General features: G+C 49.2%; 20 protein-coding genes. 4 read left to right on the top strand and 16 right to left on the bottom strand.

The window, feature by feature from the left end; translation table 11 throughout:
• Positions 1-105: 105 nt before the first annotated feature.
• Genes JW881_01615 through JW881_01605 form a run of 3 tightly spaced genes read right to left on the bottom strand, consistent with a single transcriptional unit; the run spans position 106 to position 3,835 of the window.
• Positions 106-1,104 carry an aldo/keto reductase gene (locus JW881_01615; protein MBN1696185.1) on the bottom strand — a complete coding sequence of 333 codons (999 nt, stop codon included), beginning with the start codon at positions 1,102-1,104 and terminating at the stop codon, positions 106-108.
• A complete protein-coding gene (locus JW881_01610; GenBank protein ID MBN1696184.1) occupies positions 1,101-1,802 on the bottom strand; it encodes a hypothetical protein in 702 nt (233 codons plus the stop codon). The genes JW881_01615 and JW881_01610 overlap by 4 nt, the downstream gene beginning before the upstream one ends.
• A gap of 17 nt (positions 1,803-1,819) precedes the next feature.
• Positions 1,820-3,835, bottom strand: a complete 2,016-nt coding sequence (locus tag JW881_01605) for a glycoside hydrolase family 3 C-terminal domain-containing protein (protein MBN1696183.1) — start codon at positions 3,833-3,835, stop codon at positions 1,820-1,822.
• A 296-nt stretch (positions 3,836-4,131) separates the two neighbouring features.
• Between JW881_01605 and JW881_01600 the strand changes: the two genes are divergently transcribed.
• Together JW881_01600 and JW881_01595 are read left to right on the top strand one after the other, a co-directional pair.
• Complete coding sequence (locus tag JW881_01600; protein ID MBN1696182.1) at positions 4,132-5,148, top strand: ABC transporter substrate-binding protein; 1,017 nt, start codon at positions 4,132-4,134, stop codon at positions 5,146-5,148.
• A 101-nt stretch (positions 5,149-5,249) separates the two neighbouring features.
• Entirely contained in the window at positions 5,250-7,451 is a 2,202-nt protein-coding gene (locus JW881_01595; protein MBN1696181.1) for a PAS domain S-box protein, read from the top strand.
• A 29-nt stretch (positions 7,452-7,480) separates the two neighbouring features.
• Here the strand turns inward: JW881_01595 and JW881_01590 are convergent, their stop codons facing one another.
• The 10 genes from JW881_01590 to JW881_01545 all read right to left on the bottom strand — a co-directional run bounded on the left by JW881_01590 (position 7,481) and on the right by JW881_01545 (position 14,214).
• Positions 7,481-8,266 (bottom strand): hypothetical protein, encoded by a 786-nt coding sequence (locus tag JW881_01590; protein ID MBN1696180.1) that lies wholly within the window; start codon positions 8,264-8,266, stop codon positions 7,481-7,483.
• A complete protein-coding gene (locus tag JW881_01585) occupies positions 8,263-9,087 on the bottom strand; it encodes a class I SAM-dependent methyltransferase (protein ID MBN1696179.1) in 825 nt (274 codons plus the stop codon). The genes JW881_01590 and JW881_01585 overlap by 4 nt, the downstream gene beginning before the upstream one ends.
• Positions 9,088-9,323: 236 nt before the next feature.
• Positions 9,324-10,211: a hypothetical protein gene (locus tag JW881_01580; protein ID MBN1696178.1), complete on the bottom strand. Its 888-nt coding sequence runs from the start codon at positions 10,209-10,211 to the stop codon at positions 9,324-9,326.
• A 407-nt stretch (positions 10,212-10,618) separates the two neighbouring features.
• The gene (locus JW881_01575) at positions 10,619-11,158 is read right to left on the bottom strand and encodes a DUF3592 domain-containing protein (GenBank protein MBN1696177.1); all 540 of its coding nucleotides are present in this window, start codon (positions 11,156-11,158) and stop codon (positions 10,619-10,621) included.
• On the bottom strand, positions 11,142-11,750 hold the full coding sequence (locus JW881_01570; protein MBN1696176.1) for an endo-1,4-beta-xylanase: 609 nt from the start codon (positions 11,748-11,750) through the stop codon (positions 11,142-11,144). Before JW881_01570 ends, JW881_01575 begins: the two co-directional genes overlap by 17 nt.
• Before the next feature lie 39 nt (positions 11,751-11,789).
• The gene (locus JW881_01565; GenBank protein ID MBN1696175.1) at positions 11,790-11,969 is read right to left on the bottom strand and encodes an endo-1,4-beta-xylanase; all 180 of its coding nucleotides are present in this window, start codon (positions 11,967-11,969) and stop codon (positions 11,790-11,792) included.
• A gap of 66 nt (positions 11,970-12,035) precedes the next feature.
• Positions 12,036-12,644, bottom strand: coding sequence for a DUF3795 domain-containing protein (locus JW881_01560; GenBank protein MBN1696174.1), 609 nt, complete (start codon positions 12,642-12,644; stop codon positions 12,036-12,038).
• Between the two features lie 18 nt (positions 12,645-12,662).
• On the bottom strand, positions 12,663-13,460 hold the full coding sequence (locus JW881_01555; protein ID MBN1696173.1) for a GNAT family N-acetyltransferase: 798 nt from the start codon (positions 13,458-13,460) through the stop codon (positions 12,663-12,665).
• A gap of 274 nt (positions 13,461-13,734) precedes the next feature.
• Positions 13,735-13,887, bottom strand: coding sequence for a GrpB family protein (locus tag JW881_01550; GenBank protein MBN1696172.1), 153 nt, complete (start codon positions 13,885-13,887; stop codon positions 13,735-13,737).
• Between the two features lie 51 nt (positions 13,888-13,938).
• On the bottom strand, positions 13,939-14,214 hold the full coding sequence (locus JW881_01545) for a hypothetical protein (protein MBN1696171.1): 276 nt from the start codon (positions 14,212-14,214) through the stop codon (positions 13,939-13,941).
• A gap of 140 nt (positions 14,215-14,354) precedes the next feature.
• On the opposite strand from JW881_01545, the gene JW881_01540 reads away from it, so the two are divergent.
• Positions 14,355-14,522, top strand: a complete 168-nt coding sequence (locus JW881_01540) for a hypothetical protein (protein ID MBN1696170.1) — start codon at positions 14,355-14,357, stop codon at positions 14,520-14,522.
• A gap of 148 nt (positions 14,523-14,670) precedes the next feature.
• Here JW881_01540 and JW881_01535 read toward each other — a convergent pair whose 3' ends face one another.
• The 3 genes from JW881_01535 to JW881_01525 form a co-directional block, all read right to left on the bottom strand.
• Positions 14,671-15,057 (bottom strand): hypothetical protein, encoded by a 387-nt coding sequence (locus JW881_01535; protein MBN1696169.1) that lies wholly within the window; start codon positions 15,055-15,057, stop codon positions 14,671-14,673.
• A gap of 355 nt (positions 15,058-15,412) precedes the next feature.
• Complete coding sequence (locus JW881_01530; GenBank protein ID MBN1696168.1) at positions 15,413-16,720, bottom strand: hypothetical protein; 1,308 nt, start codon at positions 16,718-16,720, stop codon at positions 15,413-15,415.
• 300 nt (positions 16,721-17,020) lie between these two features.
• Entirely contained in the window at positions 17,021-17,911 is an 891-nt protein-coding gene (locus JW881_01525; GenBank protein ID MBN1696167.1) for a glycoside hydrolase family 11 protein, read from the bottom strand.
• Between the two features lie 443 nt (positions 17,912-18,354).
• Here JW881_01525 and JW881_01520 point away from each other — a divergent pair.
• The coding region (locus JW881_01520; GenBank protein MBN1696166.1) for a cellulase family glycosylhydrolase at positions 18,355-19,084 on the top strand (730 nt) is incomplete at its 3' end.

Below are 19,084 nucleotides of genomic sequence, written 5' to 3'. Positions count from 1 at the left end.
TATTCCATCTAATTCGTTATAATAAAAGAAACTGACAAACTCATTACAATCGGAAATACTGACAATTTAATTAATTGTCAGTATAAAATACCAATTTATATATATTTATCTTCCCCCGGTCCGCCCCAAAAGCGCCTCGATTTCCTTCATCTGTCCGGGAAGAAGCGGGCCCTTTTCAATGGCCCCGATGTTTTCCTCGACCTGTCCGGCTGTCCTGAAACCCGGTATGGGAATCGTTTTTTCACTCCGGGCCCACAGCCATGCGAGCGCCCCCTGGGCAAGGGTGCGGCCGTTCGAGGTGAGTATTTCCCTGACCGCATCGAGTTTTTCGAGCCACTCCGGGTTCGGTCTTCCTCCTTTGAAGTATTTCATCCAGTCCGGACTGTTGTCGCCCCGGACATCGTCGCGGGCGAGACGGGAATCCGGTGTGTATTTCCCGGTCAAAAGCCCCATGGCAAGCGGGCCCCGGTTGATACTGGCGAGGTTCACATCCTCACAGAGGCCGATCATCGGAGCGTTATCATCGAGGACATTCTCCTGGTGCTGGACCGCGGTGCACCCCGATCCTTCCGCGAAAAAACGTGCCCTGTCGGGGAAATCGGTGCTCCACCCGTACCACCGGATTTTCCCTTCTTCCCGCAATGCTTCGAGGGTGTCGCGGACGGCGCCGGCCCCCTCGAGGTCGAACCCGTTGAGGTGGAACTGGTACAGATCGATGTAATCGGTATCGAGCCTGTTCAGCGAAGCCTCGCAGGCCCTTCTGATGTATTCGGGCGATGCGTCGAAACCGGTCGCCTGCCGCGCTGCTTCGTCGAAGGTATTGCCGAACTTGGTGGCGATCACGACGTCCTTTCTCCCGCTTCCGAGACCGCGGGCGAGAATGCGTTCGCTGTGACCCGTCCCGTACACGTCGGCGGTATCGAAAAAGGTGACGCCCCGCTCGAGCGCCGTCCGTATCGAACGGATCGACTCATCATCGTTCACCGTGCCCCAGCCGATGGCGTTTTTCCCGGACCAGAACGCCCCGCCGATCGCCCAGCAGCCCAATCCCATCGGACTGACGCGGGCACCCGATTTTCCAAGGCTTCTTTTTTCGGTTGTCATGATACCCCCTCTCCTTCCGAAACCATTATCCGTATATTTGCCTCGGCCGGTTCGTACACGGTACATTTAAGCGCGTAGCGGCCCGGTTTCCCGATCTCCCCGGCGAGAATTTTCTTTTCACCGTTCTCGAGCGAACGGGAGAAGATATAGATTTCGTGGCCTATGATAGAAGCCAGGACGGCGGAAGAGGCTTCGATATCGATATGGTAGATCCCGGGTTCGGGAATATCGATGAGGTGCCAGACCGTTCGATAGATGACGCCATCCGCAAAGCTTTCGTTATCGGCGGCGATATCGGCCCATTCTCCCGGTCCGAGCACACTCACATCTCTTTTTTCCATCGTGAGTGAAAACCGGAGGCCGGTCGTTTTTTCCGAAAGGTTCGTCCGTACCTGCAGCACGGCCTTTCCCGGATGCGCGATATACACCGAATCCTCGAGCACACCGTTTCGGGAACCGTCCCATTCTCCGCCCCCTTCATAGGGCGGATGGACGACGAGGACGGGTTCGAATCCCGTTCCCGTTACCTTTAATGCGTAGACACCGGGTTCGGCAATAGGGACGATGATATTCTCGCCGTACCCCGTCGAGGGATGAAGGCCGCCTTCGGTTTTGAAGCGGTACGGACCGGTACACGAACATATAAGCAGGATAACGGGAAAGACAAATACCGGTTTCAGGACTGCCTGATTGACCATTATGCTCCTCCTCCGCCTCAACAAAACCCGGAAATAAGTCCCACGTAATATTGCGCGATTAATAGCGCATCCACGATGTCGATATTACCATTGCAATTGGCGTCCGCCCTGTCCGTGTCGAAATTCCCCGGATTCAACCCGACATAATATTGCGCGACGAGTAAGGCGTCGACGATATTGACGCTTCCGTCATTGTTGACATCCCCGATATCCGCACCGGGGGGCGGGGTCGGCGGGGTTGTCTGCGAGGTCCCCGACAGACTCAACCCGTATCCGAACGCATACAACGGGTCGTAGCTCGGGTCGTTATAATTGACCGGGATCTGACTCATGCTTCGCGGCCAGGAAAACGGGAGTTTTCCCGAAAAATCATGGTCGCCGAACAGGCAGTCCGCGACACCGCCGCCTTCCGTGCCGGGCAGCCACGCAGCGACAAAGGCGTCCGAGGATTCAATGTGAGACGTGACGGTCATCGGTCTTCCCGAAACAAGGACGATCACGTACGGGGTGCCCGACGATTCGACATTGTTGATGCACTGGATATCCGTCGGCGAAAGGGAAAGATCCTGGTCGTCCCCCTCCGCTTCCGCGTATGGTTCTTCTCCCACGACGACGATTGCAGCGTCATAACCGGAAGCCCCCGACCCGTTCGAACTGTAGGTGACATTTACCGCCGCAGCGCGTATACCCTGGAGAATCGTGGTTCCCTCAAGCGACTGGCCGGGCAGCATCCCCTGCCAGCCTAATGTCCACCCGCCGCACTGGTTTCTCATGCTGTCCGCGCTTCTGCCCGCGACGAGCAGCCGCGCGTTTTTTGAAAGGGGAAGCACGCCGTTGTTTTTCAGGAGGACGAGGGATTTTCGTACCGCCTCACGGGCAACCTGGCGGTGCGCGGAACCGCCGAACGACGACATGATACTCCTGTCGGTCAAGGGATGTTCGAACAATCCGGCCTTGAATTTCACCGTGAGAATACGGCGGACCGCGTCGTCGATCCTGCCCGTCGAAACCCGGCCGTTTTGGACCAGCGTGGTCAACTCTGAGATAAACGGCTGCCAGTCTTCCTCTTCCGGTACCATGAACATGTCGATTCCCGCGTTGACCGACGTACGTATCTGGTCGCTGTAGGTGCCGGAGAGATATCGGATGGCGTTCCAGTCCGAAACGACGAACCCCTGAAACCCGAGTTCGTTTTTTAGTATTTCAGTCACGAGCCGTGTGCTTGCGTGGCAGAGCGTCCCGTTCCAGCTGCTGAAAGAAATCATGACCGTTCCGACGTTTTCCTCGATCGCCCTGATATAGGGGGGAAGGTGCACGTTCCGCAGTTCGGATTCCGTGATCCGGGCGTCGCCCATGTTGACGCCGCCCTGGGTGCCCCCGTCGGCAATGAAGTGTTTCGCGCAGGCGACAATCCGTTCTCCCTGCATATTCGTTCCCTGCAAACCGCGAATAAAGGGCCGGACGAGTCTGTCATGGATGGACGGGTCTTCGGCGAAGCCTTCATACGTCCTTCCCCACCGTTCGTCACGGACAACGGCCACACACGGCCCGAACGTCCAATCCACCCCGGTGGCCGCGACTTCCCGCGCAACGACCTCTCCGATTCTTTCCATGAGATCCGGGTCGTTGGCCGCGCCCAGACCGATATTGTGGGGAAACATGACCGCGTCACCGACATTGTTGTGTCCGTGGACCGCATCGACCCCGTATATGATGGGGATGCCGAGCGGTGTCGACAAGGCGGCGTTCTGGAGATTGTCGTAGGTATCCGCCCACCCCTGCGGGGTATTGTTTGAAGGAACGGACCCGCCGCCGCTCAATACCGAACCAAGCAGGTAATTGCGAACATCCTGTGCGGTAACATTCAATAAATTGGCCTGTGTCATCTGTCCTATTTTTTCCGCAAGCGACATTCTTGCCAGCAGGTCGGAAACCCGTTGGGAGACGGCCGCATTCGGGTCCTTGTATACCTGGCCGTGGGCCGCTAAAATACATATAATGAAGATAATTGCCGTAACGAGTCGTTTTTTCATTTTTCTCTCCTTGTCTTTTACCTTTTATTTCGTTGTGTCTTAACTTTATCATACCGACTGCGTATTTGCAAGCTTTTCAGACGGGAAGACCCGAAACGGTTTCGGGCGGACTTTATCGACGGGCAAATCGGGCGCACATTTTTGAAAACATTTGATTTTTTAAGACGATATCATTAAACTATTAATGAAGGGACAATAGAACGGGACAAGGTTGAAAGACGCATCATAGCTCGAAAACAGTGTTATAAGATGAACCGTGAACTCAATGGTGACCCTTGTTTGAAAAAGGTGTCGGTATGAGGTATCAAAAAAGTGATTCCAATCATGTTCGCTTTCCGCTCTGCGTTTGCCTTGCCGTTATGTGCGTACTACTCGTATGGGGCTGTACCGGTAAATCGGAAAGCATCTTTCGCGTGGGTATTGTTACAAGCGGTGATATGTTCGTTGATATATCACGCGGATTCACATCGGGGATGTCCGGGCTCGGCTACGAAGAGGGCAAGAACATTACCTATGAATATCTGAACCTCGATATCCGTCCGGGAAACGGAGCGGAAGCGACATTGCCGGATGAAATTGAAGATGTCGATCTGGTTTTCACCTTTCCGGCGGAAGCGGCTATGCTCGTTGAGAGATCGGTCGGGAAAAAAGGACTTCCAATGGTATTTTGCCTGGCCGGAATAGAAGGGAATGGCCTTGTCGAGAGCGTACGCAGGCCGGGCGGGAATATTACCGGGGTTCGTTATCCCGGTCCCTATCTGGTGTGCAAACGGCTTGAAATCCTTTGTGAACTCGCGCCGCATATTCGGCGGATATATATTCCATATGATCCGGAATACCCGAATAACCCCCCCGCGTTGAATGCCTTGAAAAAACACGCGTCTGTTTTGGGAGTGAAACTGATCGAATCCCCGGTCGAATGTGTCGAAGATATAAGGCGCGATCTGAATAAGCAAGAGACGCCGGGCGGTCCCGGTATCGATGCCATCCAGATTTTGCCCGAAATCTTCACCCAATCGGATGCCGCGTGGGAGGTCCTCGCCGATTTTGCGGAAAAACATCGTATTCCTCTTGTGGGAAGCGTGCTTTCATCGGTAGACAATGGAAGTGTTTTCAGTTATTGTGTCGATTTTTTTGAAGTCGGCAGGCTGGCTGCCCCGCTTGCCGCAAAAATACTCAATGGGACTGATCCGGGCGAGATTTCGGTGGTGACGCCGGAAACGCATTTGCGGCTTAATTACCGGGTGATAACCGGTCTGGGCTTAAAGGCGGATGAGGGACTGTTGAGTATGGCGGACGAGATTATACGATAAAGGGGGATGTTCAATCGGTATTCGTGATAGTGTAAAGAAGGGCATGTGACGGCGATATGGCTAAAAGTCTTACATCGGTATTAACCGGAGCTTTTTTACTCGTGAGTGCGATTGTTCTCCTTGTGACGAGCGGACTCAGTCTGTATTTCTATGTAGAGAACCAGCGAAACGCCCTTGCCGGCCAGCAGCTTCTCATTGCCCGTCATGCGGCGAACAGAGTGGAAAATTTCATCCACGAACGAATGAGTGTGCTGGAAACGGCGGCGAGTCTGGGGAATATGGCGGGAGGGAGCGGACGGGAACGGGAACTCGTCCTGAAAAAACTTCTGGGCCGGGAGGATGCGTTCAGGGAATTGGTCCTTTTCGATGAAATGATGCATGAAGTATTGCGGGTGTCCCGTTTGGCCCTTTTCACATCCGGCTATATCCCGGTTCAATCGGAAAATGAGTTTTTTTCACGGTTACATAACGGCAATACCTTTATAAGTCCGGTTATGATCGATGAAAATACCTGTGAGCCGCTTTTGATTATGGCGATCCCGGTGACCGACGTTTTCGGCGATGTTAAAGGGGCATTAGCCGCCGAAATAAACCTGAAGTTTCTATGGAATCTGGTAGCGTCAATGAAGATCGGTGAAAAGGGATGCGCTTATGTCATTGACAGGGCGGGTAATCTGATCGCTTACCGTGACACATCCCGTGTTCTGGGCGGAGAAAATCTGGTGCATCTGAAAGCGGTACGGGATTTTATGGAATACAGGAAACCGGTACAAACGAGAACCGTTATTTCGAAAGGTATTCAGAATACCCTTGTGGCATCGACATACGTTCCTCTCCAGGAACCCAACTGGGCGATTATCATCGAATTACCATTTCTCGAAGCATATATCTCGATCATTATGGCGATCGTCATGATATTCCTGGTAATAGTGGTCTGTTTTTTGATCGCTGTTGTGGCCGGGAATCTTATTTCAAGGAAAATAACAAGACCGATTATCGATTTGAGGGACGCGACAAAAAGTATAAGCAGCGGGAATATGAATGCGGCGATCGAGGTAACATCGGACTTTGAAATAGGGGAACTTGCCGAAAGTTTCAACAGGATGGTCGAAAACCTGCGCAAAACGACCGTGTCGCGGGACGCGCTGAGGCATGAAATAAAGGAACGGGAAAAAATAGAGGCGACATTGAGAAAAACGGAAGAAAAATACAGAAAACTCTTTGAGCGGGCACTGGATGCGATTATAGTCTTTGACGCTGAGACGGGCGGTATCATCGATTGTAATCCGGAGGCGACGGCGCTTTTGGAATGGGACAGAAAGGACCTTATCGGTAAACATCATGATATTCTCCATACCGGACACCTCGGACGGGGCGGGTCCGATATGATATTCCGGGAGCACGAGCAGGATAATCACGGAAAAGCAATCATGACAAAAGTGGTGACAAAAAACGGAAGGGTTAAAGATGTCGCGGTCAAGGCGAGTTTTTTAGAGATCGGCGGGAAAAAGGTGGTTCAGGGAATCTACAGGGATATCACGGATTTGATGAAATCCGAAAATGAACTCAAAAAGTATATCAGGGAAATCGAGGCGGTCAACAAAGAACTCGACGATTTTACCTATATTGTTTCGCACGATTTAAAGGAACCATTGTGGTCGATCGATATTCTCGCGATGGTACTGGAGAACAAATACAAAAAGAAACTCGACAGTGAGGGGCATGAATATATCGATCAGATACGGGTATGCAGTCAACGGCTGCAAAAACTCGTTGAAGATTTGCTCCGTATTTCACGGCTGGGGAGAAAGAAAATGCCGCTTGCGGAGGTGGAAACGGAAAAGATCATCAAGGAAGCGCAGGTAAGGCTTGAACACCTGATTTTGAAAAACAAGGCCAGAATTGAAATAAAGACGACCCTGCCCGTCATCAATTGCGACCGCGTCAGGCTTACCGAAGTGTTTGTCAATCTGGTTTCAAACGCCATCAAATTCAATGACAAAGAAGAACCCTTCATCGAAATAGGATGCGTGAAAAAAAAGGCCGTTTACGAGTTCTATATCAAAGATAATGGCCCGGGAATCGAGAAACGGTATCATGAAAAGATATTCGAGATTTTTCAGCGGTTCGGACATAATGGAGCCGACGAAGGGACGGGCGCCGGACTGACCATATGCAAAAAAATCATACAATTACACAATGGCAGGATCTGGGTGGATTCGGAAAAAGGAAGCGGATCCTCATTTCATTTCACTATTCCCAGAAAGGCCATGAAAGCGGCCGTAAAAGGCACTGTTTTTTAGGAAAATGGAATCGACGGCTGTCGTTTTCGTTACTTCGAGAGAATATACTCGTCGATCAGATGATACAGCACATTTCCGTTATCGGTCATTTTATCGCTTTGAAACCTTGTGATTTCGAACAGGGACACGATCCGTTCGTAGAGACCGGGCAGGTTCAGGATTTCAACAAGCTGTTCCTTTATCCATTTTTCATAGCAGATCGGGTATGTCCTTTCATGAATAAAAAGAGCCTGAAGGAATTCCCTCAAGGCGTTATAAAAACGGTCGAAAGCCTGAAAATACAACCCCCGCTTCACGTAAGGTTCGATATGCTCGATGTTGTTTCTGCAATACGCGAGGACCATCTCAAGGCGCTCCGTTCGAAGGTGCTCGGGGTAATACGGAAGCCATGTCCGCCGCAGTGTCTCGTAGTAATCGTCATTCGAGTGCAATGCGAGGCTGTAACGGATATTGTTGCCGATGTCGAGTTCAAAGGAGTCCGGCCCGGACATCCAGTGGTGGCAATAGTTTTTATCATCGTAATCGCCCGTGATAATATCCACGTCCATATGGGCGAACCTGCCGTGGACGAGCATTTTCATGATCACCGGATTGTTCGTGTTGAACTCGTTCCATTGCCGCTCGAGTTCGTCCTTGTGACGCCTGTATACGTCCGGTTTCAAGAGCACGCCAATATCCACGCAGCTGGCCGGGACCGATTTTCCCCTGGCGCACGAACAGGTCAAAAGGACTGATGATATGAAGTCGAACCGTTTGAAAAAGGAAAGCACCGCGTCGGCCGAGTCTTTGTGTTCTTTTGTCGGGAAGTACGTCATTTGCCCCCCAGTTGAAAGACAAGTATTCTATGGGCTTTTTTTGCTGCCGGAAACATGCCCATAATCCTGAAGACAAACCGGTACCCCGCGTCCAATTTACGGATTTCTTCCGATTGGGTAAAATACCATTCTTCGGCCAGGTGTATATCACCGCCCCATGATTCGATACGCTTCGCGTCGCTGATTCCCCAGGAAACAACCGCGCTGGTTTTTTTGATTGACGGATGACCTCCGATGCCCTTTGCCGCAAGTTCACTGTAACTGTCGAAAATGATCGTGGTTTTTGAAAATTTATTTTGAAGCCTTATAAAAAGGGATTTTATATCTTCTTCCTTCAGGTACATGAACAATCCTTCGGCCAGAACGAGAACCGGTTTGTTTTTGGCGTTTATTTTTTCAATCCAACCGGGTTCGACGGCGGACGATGAAATAAAGTGATACCGGCCGGTTTCCAGGTAAAAATGTTTTCTCAATGCAATAACCTCCGGCACATCGAGATCATACCATTCGACCCGGTTATTGTCGATCCGGTCGAAGCGGCTGTCGAGGCCGCAGCCGAGATGAATGACGATGCCGTCCGGAACATCGGCAAGCCGGCTTTCCGTATAGTCGTCGAATTGTTTCGCCCGCATACAGACGGTGACGTACGTCTGCTTCGGAATCGCAAGGCGGTCGAAGCCGTAATCGATCGAATCGACGATTTCGACCGCCTTATCGTCTTTTATAATCGGTTCCGGTTTCATGCTTTCCAGGTATCTGCAGTAAAGGGGAACCAGCAAGGTTTCCGTTTCACCCGTTAATGTGATTTTTTCCTTGTTCATGGTTTCCTTTTCATATAAACGGCGTAAGATACGATAATATATACCTCATACGCACCGAACATCCGGATACCGAACCGGCGGTAAACCGGACTCTCCAGGTAAAAGACGGCGGCAAGCGGACAGAATACCGAAAGCGGCGACCGGCAGATATTCATCCAAAGCGGTGCATCGTACAAGTCCGAATATGGAAGGAAGCCGTATGAAATAGTGGCGACGATGCGCCCCGGACAGGCGGTTTACAAATCCCCTCTGACGGCATTGAACCAGACGTCCGCCATCTTGTCGTAACCGGTTCTGTTCGGGTGGACGCCGTCCTGCAGGTCCGATGTCGAAAGCGCGCCGTACATCTCGACCGGATACACAGGTTTGCCCGCGTTTGCTTTTTCCCGGACAATCCCCGGAACACTCGCGTTAAAGCTTCTGATGTTCTGATCCATGCCGCTCAGCGTGATCAGGGTGGCCACATATACTTTTCCGTCCGGGGGCAGTTTGTTGCAGATCTTGTCGACTAACGTACTCAAACGGGAAGGGGCGCCCGACACATCATAATTCTGTGCGATGTCATTGGTCCCTATATGGAGCAGGACGATTTTCGGCCGGTAGGTATCCATCCAGCCGTCGATATTGGTATCGAGCTGGTCGATCCGCCAGCCGGAATGTCCTTCATGGTCCTTGTCGCCGAGTTCCGCGGGTCCGTTCGATTGCGAACCGACAAAATCGATCGACTTTCCCGTGTTTTGAATACTGCTCCACAATGTGATCCGGTAGCCCCCGGGTACCCCGAAACCATCGGTTATCGAATCGCCCAGCGGCATGATCTTCGTGACCGTCGCAGCGGGCGGTGAGGTCGCGACCGGGCAGGAAAGCCGGGAGACGAGCCCGACGTAAAACTGCGCCACCCGGAGGGCGTCGACGATATTGATCTGACCGTCGCCGTTCACGTCCGCTGAGTCCGCGGTAAAATCCTGCGGATTCAGGCCGACGGCATAACGGGCGATATTGAGCGCATCGACGATGTCGACGCCCCCGCTCGAATTGACGTCGCCGCACAATGCGGCGAATGTATGGCCCAGGCAGAACATGAACAGCACCAACACCATGAATACGGTATGTTTCTTTTTCATATGAAAACTCCTTACAAGAGGGCATATCTTTTGCCGCATGGCAGGAAAACAACTGCCGGTACTCGCGTGCGTGACGTTCCGTTTTCCGCGAACAAACAATGATCAATGTTGACACATACGGGGCCGGCCACATGCGTATGCATATGAATATATACCCGAAACAGAATCGTTGCAAGAAGAAATGCCGTTTCATGGAGTAACTTCACGCGGCGGTTATTGAGTGGTCCCTTGAAACGAGGATAAACCGTGCGGGATCCTGCCGGCGCACCGTTAATTTGTTAAAACTTGTAATACGCCGGTTATGATAAATTAATATTTTTCACCAGGGATATTATAGTCGCATGTTTTAGGAAAAGACGTGTATGAAAGACAAAAGAAAAATATAACGGATATGAAGACAAGATTTCTCATAAACGCCCCTTTGCCTGGTTTTTTTTTGAGTTGCCAAATGATTGTATGAACAGAAAAATACTTATGCCCAAAAACAAAACGGTATATATGATTTTTATATATTCACCTCCGGCGATTCCTCTCACGAGGACGGCTTCCGATAAAGAATCGGGATTGAAATAAACGGGCACGGTGTTCCCGATTTTATAATGTTCCATAAACCATTGCTTTTGCTTCCCATTGACATTCCATGGGAGTGAACCCAAATTCATATTTTCTCCGATATATTTTTTTTCATTAATTATATATTGATATTTGATATAAACATTATAGGATATATGTCTCTCCTCATCTTCTGTTTCGCGGAAAGAAAGATCCAAAACCGTTCCTTTTGTTTCCGTCCAGGAAGAGGAAGCCGTCCATTTGGGGATTCTATTAACAAAATCGCAAAACAGGAAGACCGGCAGTATCGCCAATATCAATGAAAACAGTTTCAGTTCAAGATTTTTATTTTTGATCGATCCGTTTTTTCGAGTCTCGTCATGCCCGTTGCTCAATAAAACATCTGTTTTTCAAAAATCGACGACGGAATAATATGCCGGTTTGGGCTTCGAGATTCCTGTCGAACAGCAGTGGATAGTCCGGCCTTCCAGAATCAAACTCCGAAAGCCATGTGTTTTCATCCGCGATACCCCAGAACGTGACATTGGTAATGAGGGCCCCGTGCCGGCGGAACATCTCGAAAAAATCCCCGTATCGCGCGGCCTGTTTGTCCGGGTTTTCCAGCGCCGGCGATATGTTCGGGTGGTATTGCAGCCCGGCACCGTCAATAAGATTTTCCGCCTGTAATTTCCTTATCATGGTTATTATGGCGGCGCGTTTTCCCGAAAGGTAATTCCAGTCGTCATTGTAGAAGAGTCTGGCCTGGGGATCGGCGGCCCTTGCGGCGCGAAAGGCTTCGATAATATAGTCCTCACCGCAGATCTGATACCGGGTGCTGTTGCGGTATCCCCATGAAACGATCTGGGACAAATCCTCGCCTGTGTCGCTGCCGTCGCTTTTGTTGCCGGTGACCGCTTCGTTCACGAGGTCCCAGCAGTCGATTTTTCCCCTGAAATGGGTAACCACATTGCTGATATGATTCTTCATTCTTTTTATAAGGACCTGCTTGCTTGCATTCTGTAACACCTAACCCGGGGTTTGATTGTGCCATACAAGGCAATAGCCGCGGACCTTCATGCTGTTGGACATGGCAAAGTTAACGATGGCATCGGCGGCATCCGGATTGAAACCCTGGGGATTCAGTCCCACATAATACTGGGCAGTAATAAGCGCGTCGACGATATCCGTCGTTTCGCTGCCGTTCATCGTAAAAACCACAGAACCGGTGATGACCGTAATTTGTCATTTCGGACTTCCTGTCGTATAACATTTTTATATTTCCATTCCTTCTTTTAAAGCGATTTCGTTCAGAATATTTTTTAATATTTTCGCCCGCTTTTTTATATCGGATGTATCGATTGTTTCCGCTTCGATTTGCCGATGTGCTTTATCTATCGAATTTCTCAAGAGTACTACATCAAAAAAGGAAGAAACCCTGCAGTAAAAACTCTTCGATCTGCCGTCATTGAAGTTGTCGATCATTTCCCTGAGTAATTCGATCCGCTTTTTCTGAAGATCGATAAATGCATCGATACCATGTTCCTTGATACATATCAAATTCGGTATAATCTTTTTGCATGACGGGTAAGAAGAAGATTCCTTCATCAGCCGATATTCTTCAGGACTTTTGAATTTGGAACAGGGAAAGTCCGGGCATTCGGCGCAGACTTCGTGATGCTTTCTTTTTACGCAACAGGTTATGTATGAACATGTCGGATGTTTATTCGAAAAATCGGGACCGGCGCACCCGGGGCATCGTGACGGCCCATCGGTGTAATATCGCGGGCATAATCCGCAGTCAAGTCCGCATGCCCCGATTGCCGGGAATCTTTTTTCCGGATAAGGCGGTGATTTTGAATTCTTTTTATCATCGCTATTCATTGTTTGTTGCCAGCCACCTTATTTGCCTATTTCATCCCTCATTCGTTTCAGAAAATCGTCGAACTCTTTGGTTCCCGAATACGGAGACGGTTCGATTCTGGAATAACCGATCGGCGATCCGGGAAAATCGTCGTCGATATATCGCGGAAATAGATGCATGTGCATATGGGGCATGGAATTCCCGTACAGTTCATAGATGATTCTTTCAGCCATTGTGACCTTTTTTAACGCCCCGGCGGCGACCTGCACATCCGCCATGGAATTATCGAGATCCGCTTTCGGCATTTCACATAACTCGACGCAGTGTTTTTTTGACAGCAAAAGGCACTTGCCCCAAAGGCGGCCCTGTGCCTTTATGGAAGCTTCCAGCCATGAATGCTCGAATTCGTGGATAAGGACAATATCGGCAGGTCCCTCCATGTTATTGCAGACAGGGCAATACTCGGGTTTTTTCCGGTTTTGATATCGTTGATAATTATGATGAAAACTTGCTTTTTTTGGTCCCAATGTACCGGGCGTTATCGTCATCAGACATCGGGGTTGATTGTCTTGAAAAAAATTATTGTCCGTGACGGTAAAGCCGAACTTCGCGTAAATACCCCGGGCCGCCTGTGCATGCGTATGTGTATCCCTGAACGTCGGAACTTTTATTTCTTTATCATGATCCAGCTGATTGATCGCGCATGTAAGTAATGACGAACCGACCCCCCGCCTCCGGTATCGTTCACATACGCCAAACCATGTTATGCAGTTCTTTTTTGTCGAAAACGCTATTATCCCCATCAATGACAATTGATTGTTCCGGTCCAATGCCATAAACGCTTCTTTATTATCAATTTTTTTTCATATATTCTTGTAAGCCGTCGGTGCCGGCCATTTCATATTGAAATATCGGCTCCATTTCTTTTGCCGGCGTCCGCCAGTCGTGAATGTAATCGGTAGTAACCGCTTTGATTAACATTTTACCCTGACCTTTCTATCAAAAATAAATATCGATATCATACCTGTTGTTTTCTTTGATACTTTTATTGATGACATCTTCAAAGAACCATCCGTATTCTTTTATTTCCACATACTTCTCCCGATTATCTTATCCGTATTCACTCAGTATTTCCATTTTTATTTCATTATACATACTAACATACTCTTTATGATTCCTTAAATAATCCCGAAAAAGAATATTCCTGATAAACTCCCTTGCACCTTTGACGCACATATAGAGATGATGACGGATCGAATCCAATATTCCGTTATCTCCACATGACCATACATTCTTCTTTACAAGCAGCGGCGATTATTTTCTCTTCAATAAAACCAGAATCAGGATGCTGCCGACAACGGGAAAAATAATCAGTGATATAAATAACAGTACTTTATCGATATTACTTATTTTATCCTGAGTAAAGAGCCTGAAAAGACCAAGAAATAATAGCACAAGCCAGGCGGCGATAATGATAACCAGAACCAACGACAATACATTGCCGCCGTTAAGTCCGCCGGGAGGCTCCTGGCCGAAACAAACTGAAGCGGCAAAGAAAACGATGAGTATGAAGCATAGTTTTTTAAACATTTTATTCCCCCTTAACGATAACTGTTTACCCGATATATTCATTGTATAAAAAATCCCGTATTGATTAAGAAATCTTCCGTAATGACTCCAATTGTTTCATGATACGCCGGCCATACATTGTGACCGCCGGACTCGAACGAATGAAAAATACAATTGTTGTCGAATTCGAGTATTTTACCATAGAAATCCACCGCTTGTTGATACGAAACGGGATCGTCTTTCCGGCCATGGAAAATGAGAACCGGCGGCAGTCCCGAGAATATTATATTCCTTGTAATCCCGGCCGTTCGAGTATAGAGTACCGGTAACAATGATTAATAATACTAATAACGATTTGATTTTTATCATAATTTCCACTGTCTGCCGTATAAACATACCCATTGAGAGAAAAGGGCCAAAACCGGACGCCGATATGCAAGATGTATGTAAAAGCCGGCCGTTTATACAAAGGACAGGTCAGCCGTTATCGGCTTTTTCCCCTATCGCACCGCAAACGAGACTCAACGTCATTCCATATATGACATTCAACAAGCAGGTGGAAACGCCCGTCGCAATATTTTGTAAAGAAATCTGTTCATTATATCCAAATAACAGATAAAATAGACCGAGCAGGGCGCTTAAAATTCCGGCGTACATGAAGTATTTCCCGCTTAATTTTATATAATCATTTAGCCTGAACGTTTTTTTATAAGATAATAAGAGAAACGCCGTGGTAATCCCCAAAACGAAAATAAAAGGTTTATAATAAAAAACGGCCGTTATCGGTGAATTGGCGAGAATGCCGGATAAAATGAACATGAAAACCACAAGCAACAAACCGGTAATTTTAAAAATAATATTCATGGATACTCCTCGATGCAGCATATCGTATAACGGCACACGGATCCGTGAAGCACGGTGTAGCCCGGCCGGACGTGCCTTCACTATTATATTCGGGAGTATATAATTAAAACAGAGACGTTACAAGGGAAACGCCGGGTTTTTTGATGCGCGGTGTATGGAGGCCGCGCGTCTTCGGTCGAGGAGGTATCCGCCGGCTTCGGAGGCCTGCTTTACCGCGGCCGCAATAATCGAATATTGTCATTAAAAAAAGAGAGGTAATTGCCGAAGCCGGAACTTGTGCAATTACCTCATCAATTTTCCATCGATTATATGATGTAAGTACATTCAATGGTCGAGACGGCTTTGCCCTCTCCCGTTACGGCCGTACCATCCCTGAAATATCGACCAATTCCTGGGGACAGGATACTTCCCTGAAAATCAACATGGGATTGTCGGCGGCTTCAAACCAGTCGATAAACCAGTCGAGGCCCTGGGCCATTTCAGTCAATCCCTTGGCGCGGAACAGTTGATCGTTTTTATCCCTGAGACAATTTTTTATGGCCTCATGATCGTAATAGCCGACTGCCTGGTTACATGCGGACAGTAATCCGCCGTATTGGGCACCCAATTGATCGTTGGATATACCCCATTGAGTCGAACAGCCGTTAAAGGCACCGACTCCGCCGCCGGGAACGAGAATATCGAATTGACCGCCGCTGACATCATATCCGATATTGATAGCCATAACGATCATTCTCTTTCCTTCAAGAGCCACGGCGCCGGGGGTGGGATCGTATTTGCCGTCTCCGGTGAACTGCATCTCAAAACATTTACCGCAGACATCGCCGCTGCTTGTCGCGGCAAAACCATAGGAAAGACCATCATCTATGGCCCATGGTATGAATTTATAACATACGTACGAGTCGCCGCCTTCACATGAACTGACGGCTTCGGGATCCGGATTCTCCGTATAACCGTCAATTTGACAGGTTTTTAACGGGTCCATACCCGCAGGAACATTCGCCGCCCAGGCGCAATGGGGCTTGCAGCAGTCCCAGAAGCGGCTGGCGTAACCGGAGGTTCCCTGCCAGCTTACCGGGGGAGGGGGAGACGGTGTCGGAGACGGCGTCAGGGCCGGATCGCATGCGCCGACCAATGTCCAGACTTGATTTGCACCCGAGTGCTGCTCCGGATTCTCGTTTGTCGAATACCAGTTGTTTTCATATAAATTGCCGTTATAAAAAACTCTCGTTCCTTCGTTTTCGTAGGCCGCTGTGGCGGTCCAGAAAATCGCGGTGGAACAATCCAGGCTTCCCGGGGCGCTTGTCGTCGTCGGGGGATTGGTGGCGGGAGGATTTGTCGCCGGGGGATTGGTCGTCGTTGGTGGATTGGTCGTCTGATTGCATCCGGTTATCGAGGTGACAAGTCCCACGTAATATTGTGCCACGACAAGGGCATCCACGATATCAATGCTGCCGTTCCCGTTCGCGTCCGCATAAGCGGAATTGAAATTCGACGGATTCAGACCGACATAATGCTGGGCGATCATAAGCGCGTCCACGATGTCTATGCTTCCGCTCGAATTCACGTCCCCGCACGACTGCGCGACCACATGGCCCATGCAGCATACAAGCAGAATGAAAACCATACATTCTATTTTTGCCGTAAAATTTAATTTGTTCATTTTTTTATCCTTTCTTTATTAATTATATAACATTTTACATATAGTCCGGCCATCATTTTATCATAAATATATATATAAATCAATAAAAATTTTGTTAAAGTCCGATTCCGAAGCGGTTTATCATCGAGGAGTGTCATTCCGTCTACACCGATGTCGCCGTCCGGCGATTGAAAGCATGGATAAGCCGAAAAACCGATGTGCGGGTGATAAAAGCCTTAATCCCGGCAGTCAACCATCAACAACAGCGGTAAACCTGTTTGCCGGGGGGATCACGGTTTGAAATAGAACAAAAAACAGGACTTAAAAATCAGTTATAAGCCCGACACTGTATTGGGCGATCTTAAGCGCGTCCATAATGTTGATTGTGCCGTTGTTATCGACATCGGCATTGGCCGGGATAAATGTCGAAGATATATCGAGACCGACGTAATACAGGGCCGTCAGCAGGGCGTCCAGGATGTCGATCGCTCCATCGCCGTTCACATCGCCGGGTATTCCGTCCGGTGTCGGGGCGGGCGTTTCATCCCGGCTGCCGAAAGCGAGTTCATACACGTCGGCGGTCCCGCTGCTTTGAATTCCCTCGACGCAAAACGAAACTTCGTACAACGCCCCCATATCCATTCCGAAAACCTCCCATGCGACAAAATGGTTGCGGACGGTGATGGTTCCGCTCGTGCGTTTCGACCGGCGTACACTCCAGTACTGGGGAAGAGGTTCCATCATGGAATCGAAGATTCGTACGGTCCGATATATGTCATAGGTCGCTCCATCGGAATCGAATGTACCCATTAATCCTTCACCGCCGGGCGGACGCCAGGAATCCCAGCTTTCGATGATATAGTATTCGATATGGGGGTCCCGCGTCTGGCCGTAAACGCCCAGATAGGAATTCCCGTCCGGATGAAAGTCCGCCGCGAAGGTTATCATTGCATTCTTCGTACCGGGTCTCATACCGGTACGGACCAGTATATTATTGACATCACTCCACGCGACACTGAATGCCGCCCCGGGTCCCATCGTCATGTAGCCCGATCCCCCGGTATCTTTCCAGAATTCATACGTGTAACCGTTCAGGGTACCGACACTGTTGGTACAGACCGTCTGTGCGGTCACGGTAAAGACGCCGGTAAAACACGATAGTATTGCTGAAATTAATATCATTGTTGGTTTTTTTGAGAAAAATTTACTCATTTTTCGCTCCAATTTCTTTTTTTATTCCACAATTACAGTTGACTATAGCATGATTCAGAATCAATTTCAATTAATTTTATAGGCTGGTACTTCCGGCCCTTGCTTCACCGGTTTTATAAAAGACATGTAAGCTTATTGCGACTGTAATAAAATATGCACCCCTGTTTCGCGTGCCTGCCCGGGAGAATGAGCCTTTTACCCAAATCGAAAGAAGCGGTACGTGTCAATAAACGATGAAGTAATATGGTTCTGCGGTAAACAGCGTATGGCCGTTGAATTTTCTATCAAAAGAAAATGCTTTACGAATAATGTGCGGTGTGATATAATCCTGTTTAAAGTGGTAGTAAAATTAAAATTCAAGTACGTGTAACGAAAAAGCAATGCAAAGTTTTACTATCGATTCCAAAAAATTTTATTTTTTAATTTAAATGGAGGTTTAAAAAATGAAAGGTAAAAAGAAAACGTTTTTGCTCTTGCTCGGAGCTATCGTGCTTCTGGTAAGCCCGGTTTTTGCCCAGCAGTTCCGGGTCAACGATCAGGGTACGATTACCCTGGGCGGCCAGGCCTTCCAGATCAAGGGCGGTTCATGGTTCGGACTCGAAGGACGTCATGAGCCTTCCGACGATCCGAACAACCCGAGCGGCGCTCCTATGGAAATGTACATGGGCAACGTGTGGTGGGCCGAAAGCGGCCGCACCTACGAACAGGACGTCCGGGAGTTCGCGCAAATGGGATTCAACGTCGTCAGGGTGCCCCTCGTCCATCAGACCCTCGATGCAAACGATCCGCAGGGCCGAGCCCCGTACCTGAAGAACGCCGAGTCGGTGCAGATTGAAAACTCCCGGCTGGCGCTCGAAACGGTTATCGATTTATTGAACAATGAAGGCATTTACGTCCTTCTGGACATCCACTCATGCAGCAACTACGTCGGCTGGAGAGCGGGCCGTATCGACGACCGTCCGCCGTGGGTCGACGCGGACCGCGACAATTACGACTTCACCCGTGAGGATTACTCCTGTAACTACAGCGTATCGCAGTGGACGCAGGACCTCCGCACGCTGGCCGGGATGTCGGGCGACATCATCGGCATCGAAATCTTCAACGAGCCGTACGACTACTCCTGGTCCGAGTGGAGATCGTTGATCGATCAGGCCTACCAGGCGATCAACGGGG

This window comes from Spirochaetales bacterium (assembly GCA_016930085.1).
GTDB lineage: Bacteria > Spirochaetota > Spirochaetia > SZUA-6 > JAFGRV01 > JAFGHO01.
The sequence above is the reverse complement of the archived record's forward strand: the minus strand, read 5'-3'. Positions and strand labels throughout refer to the sequence as shown.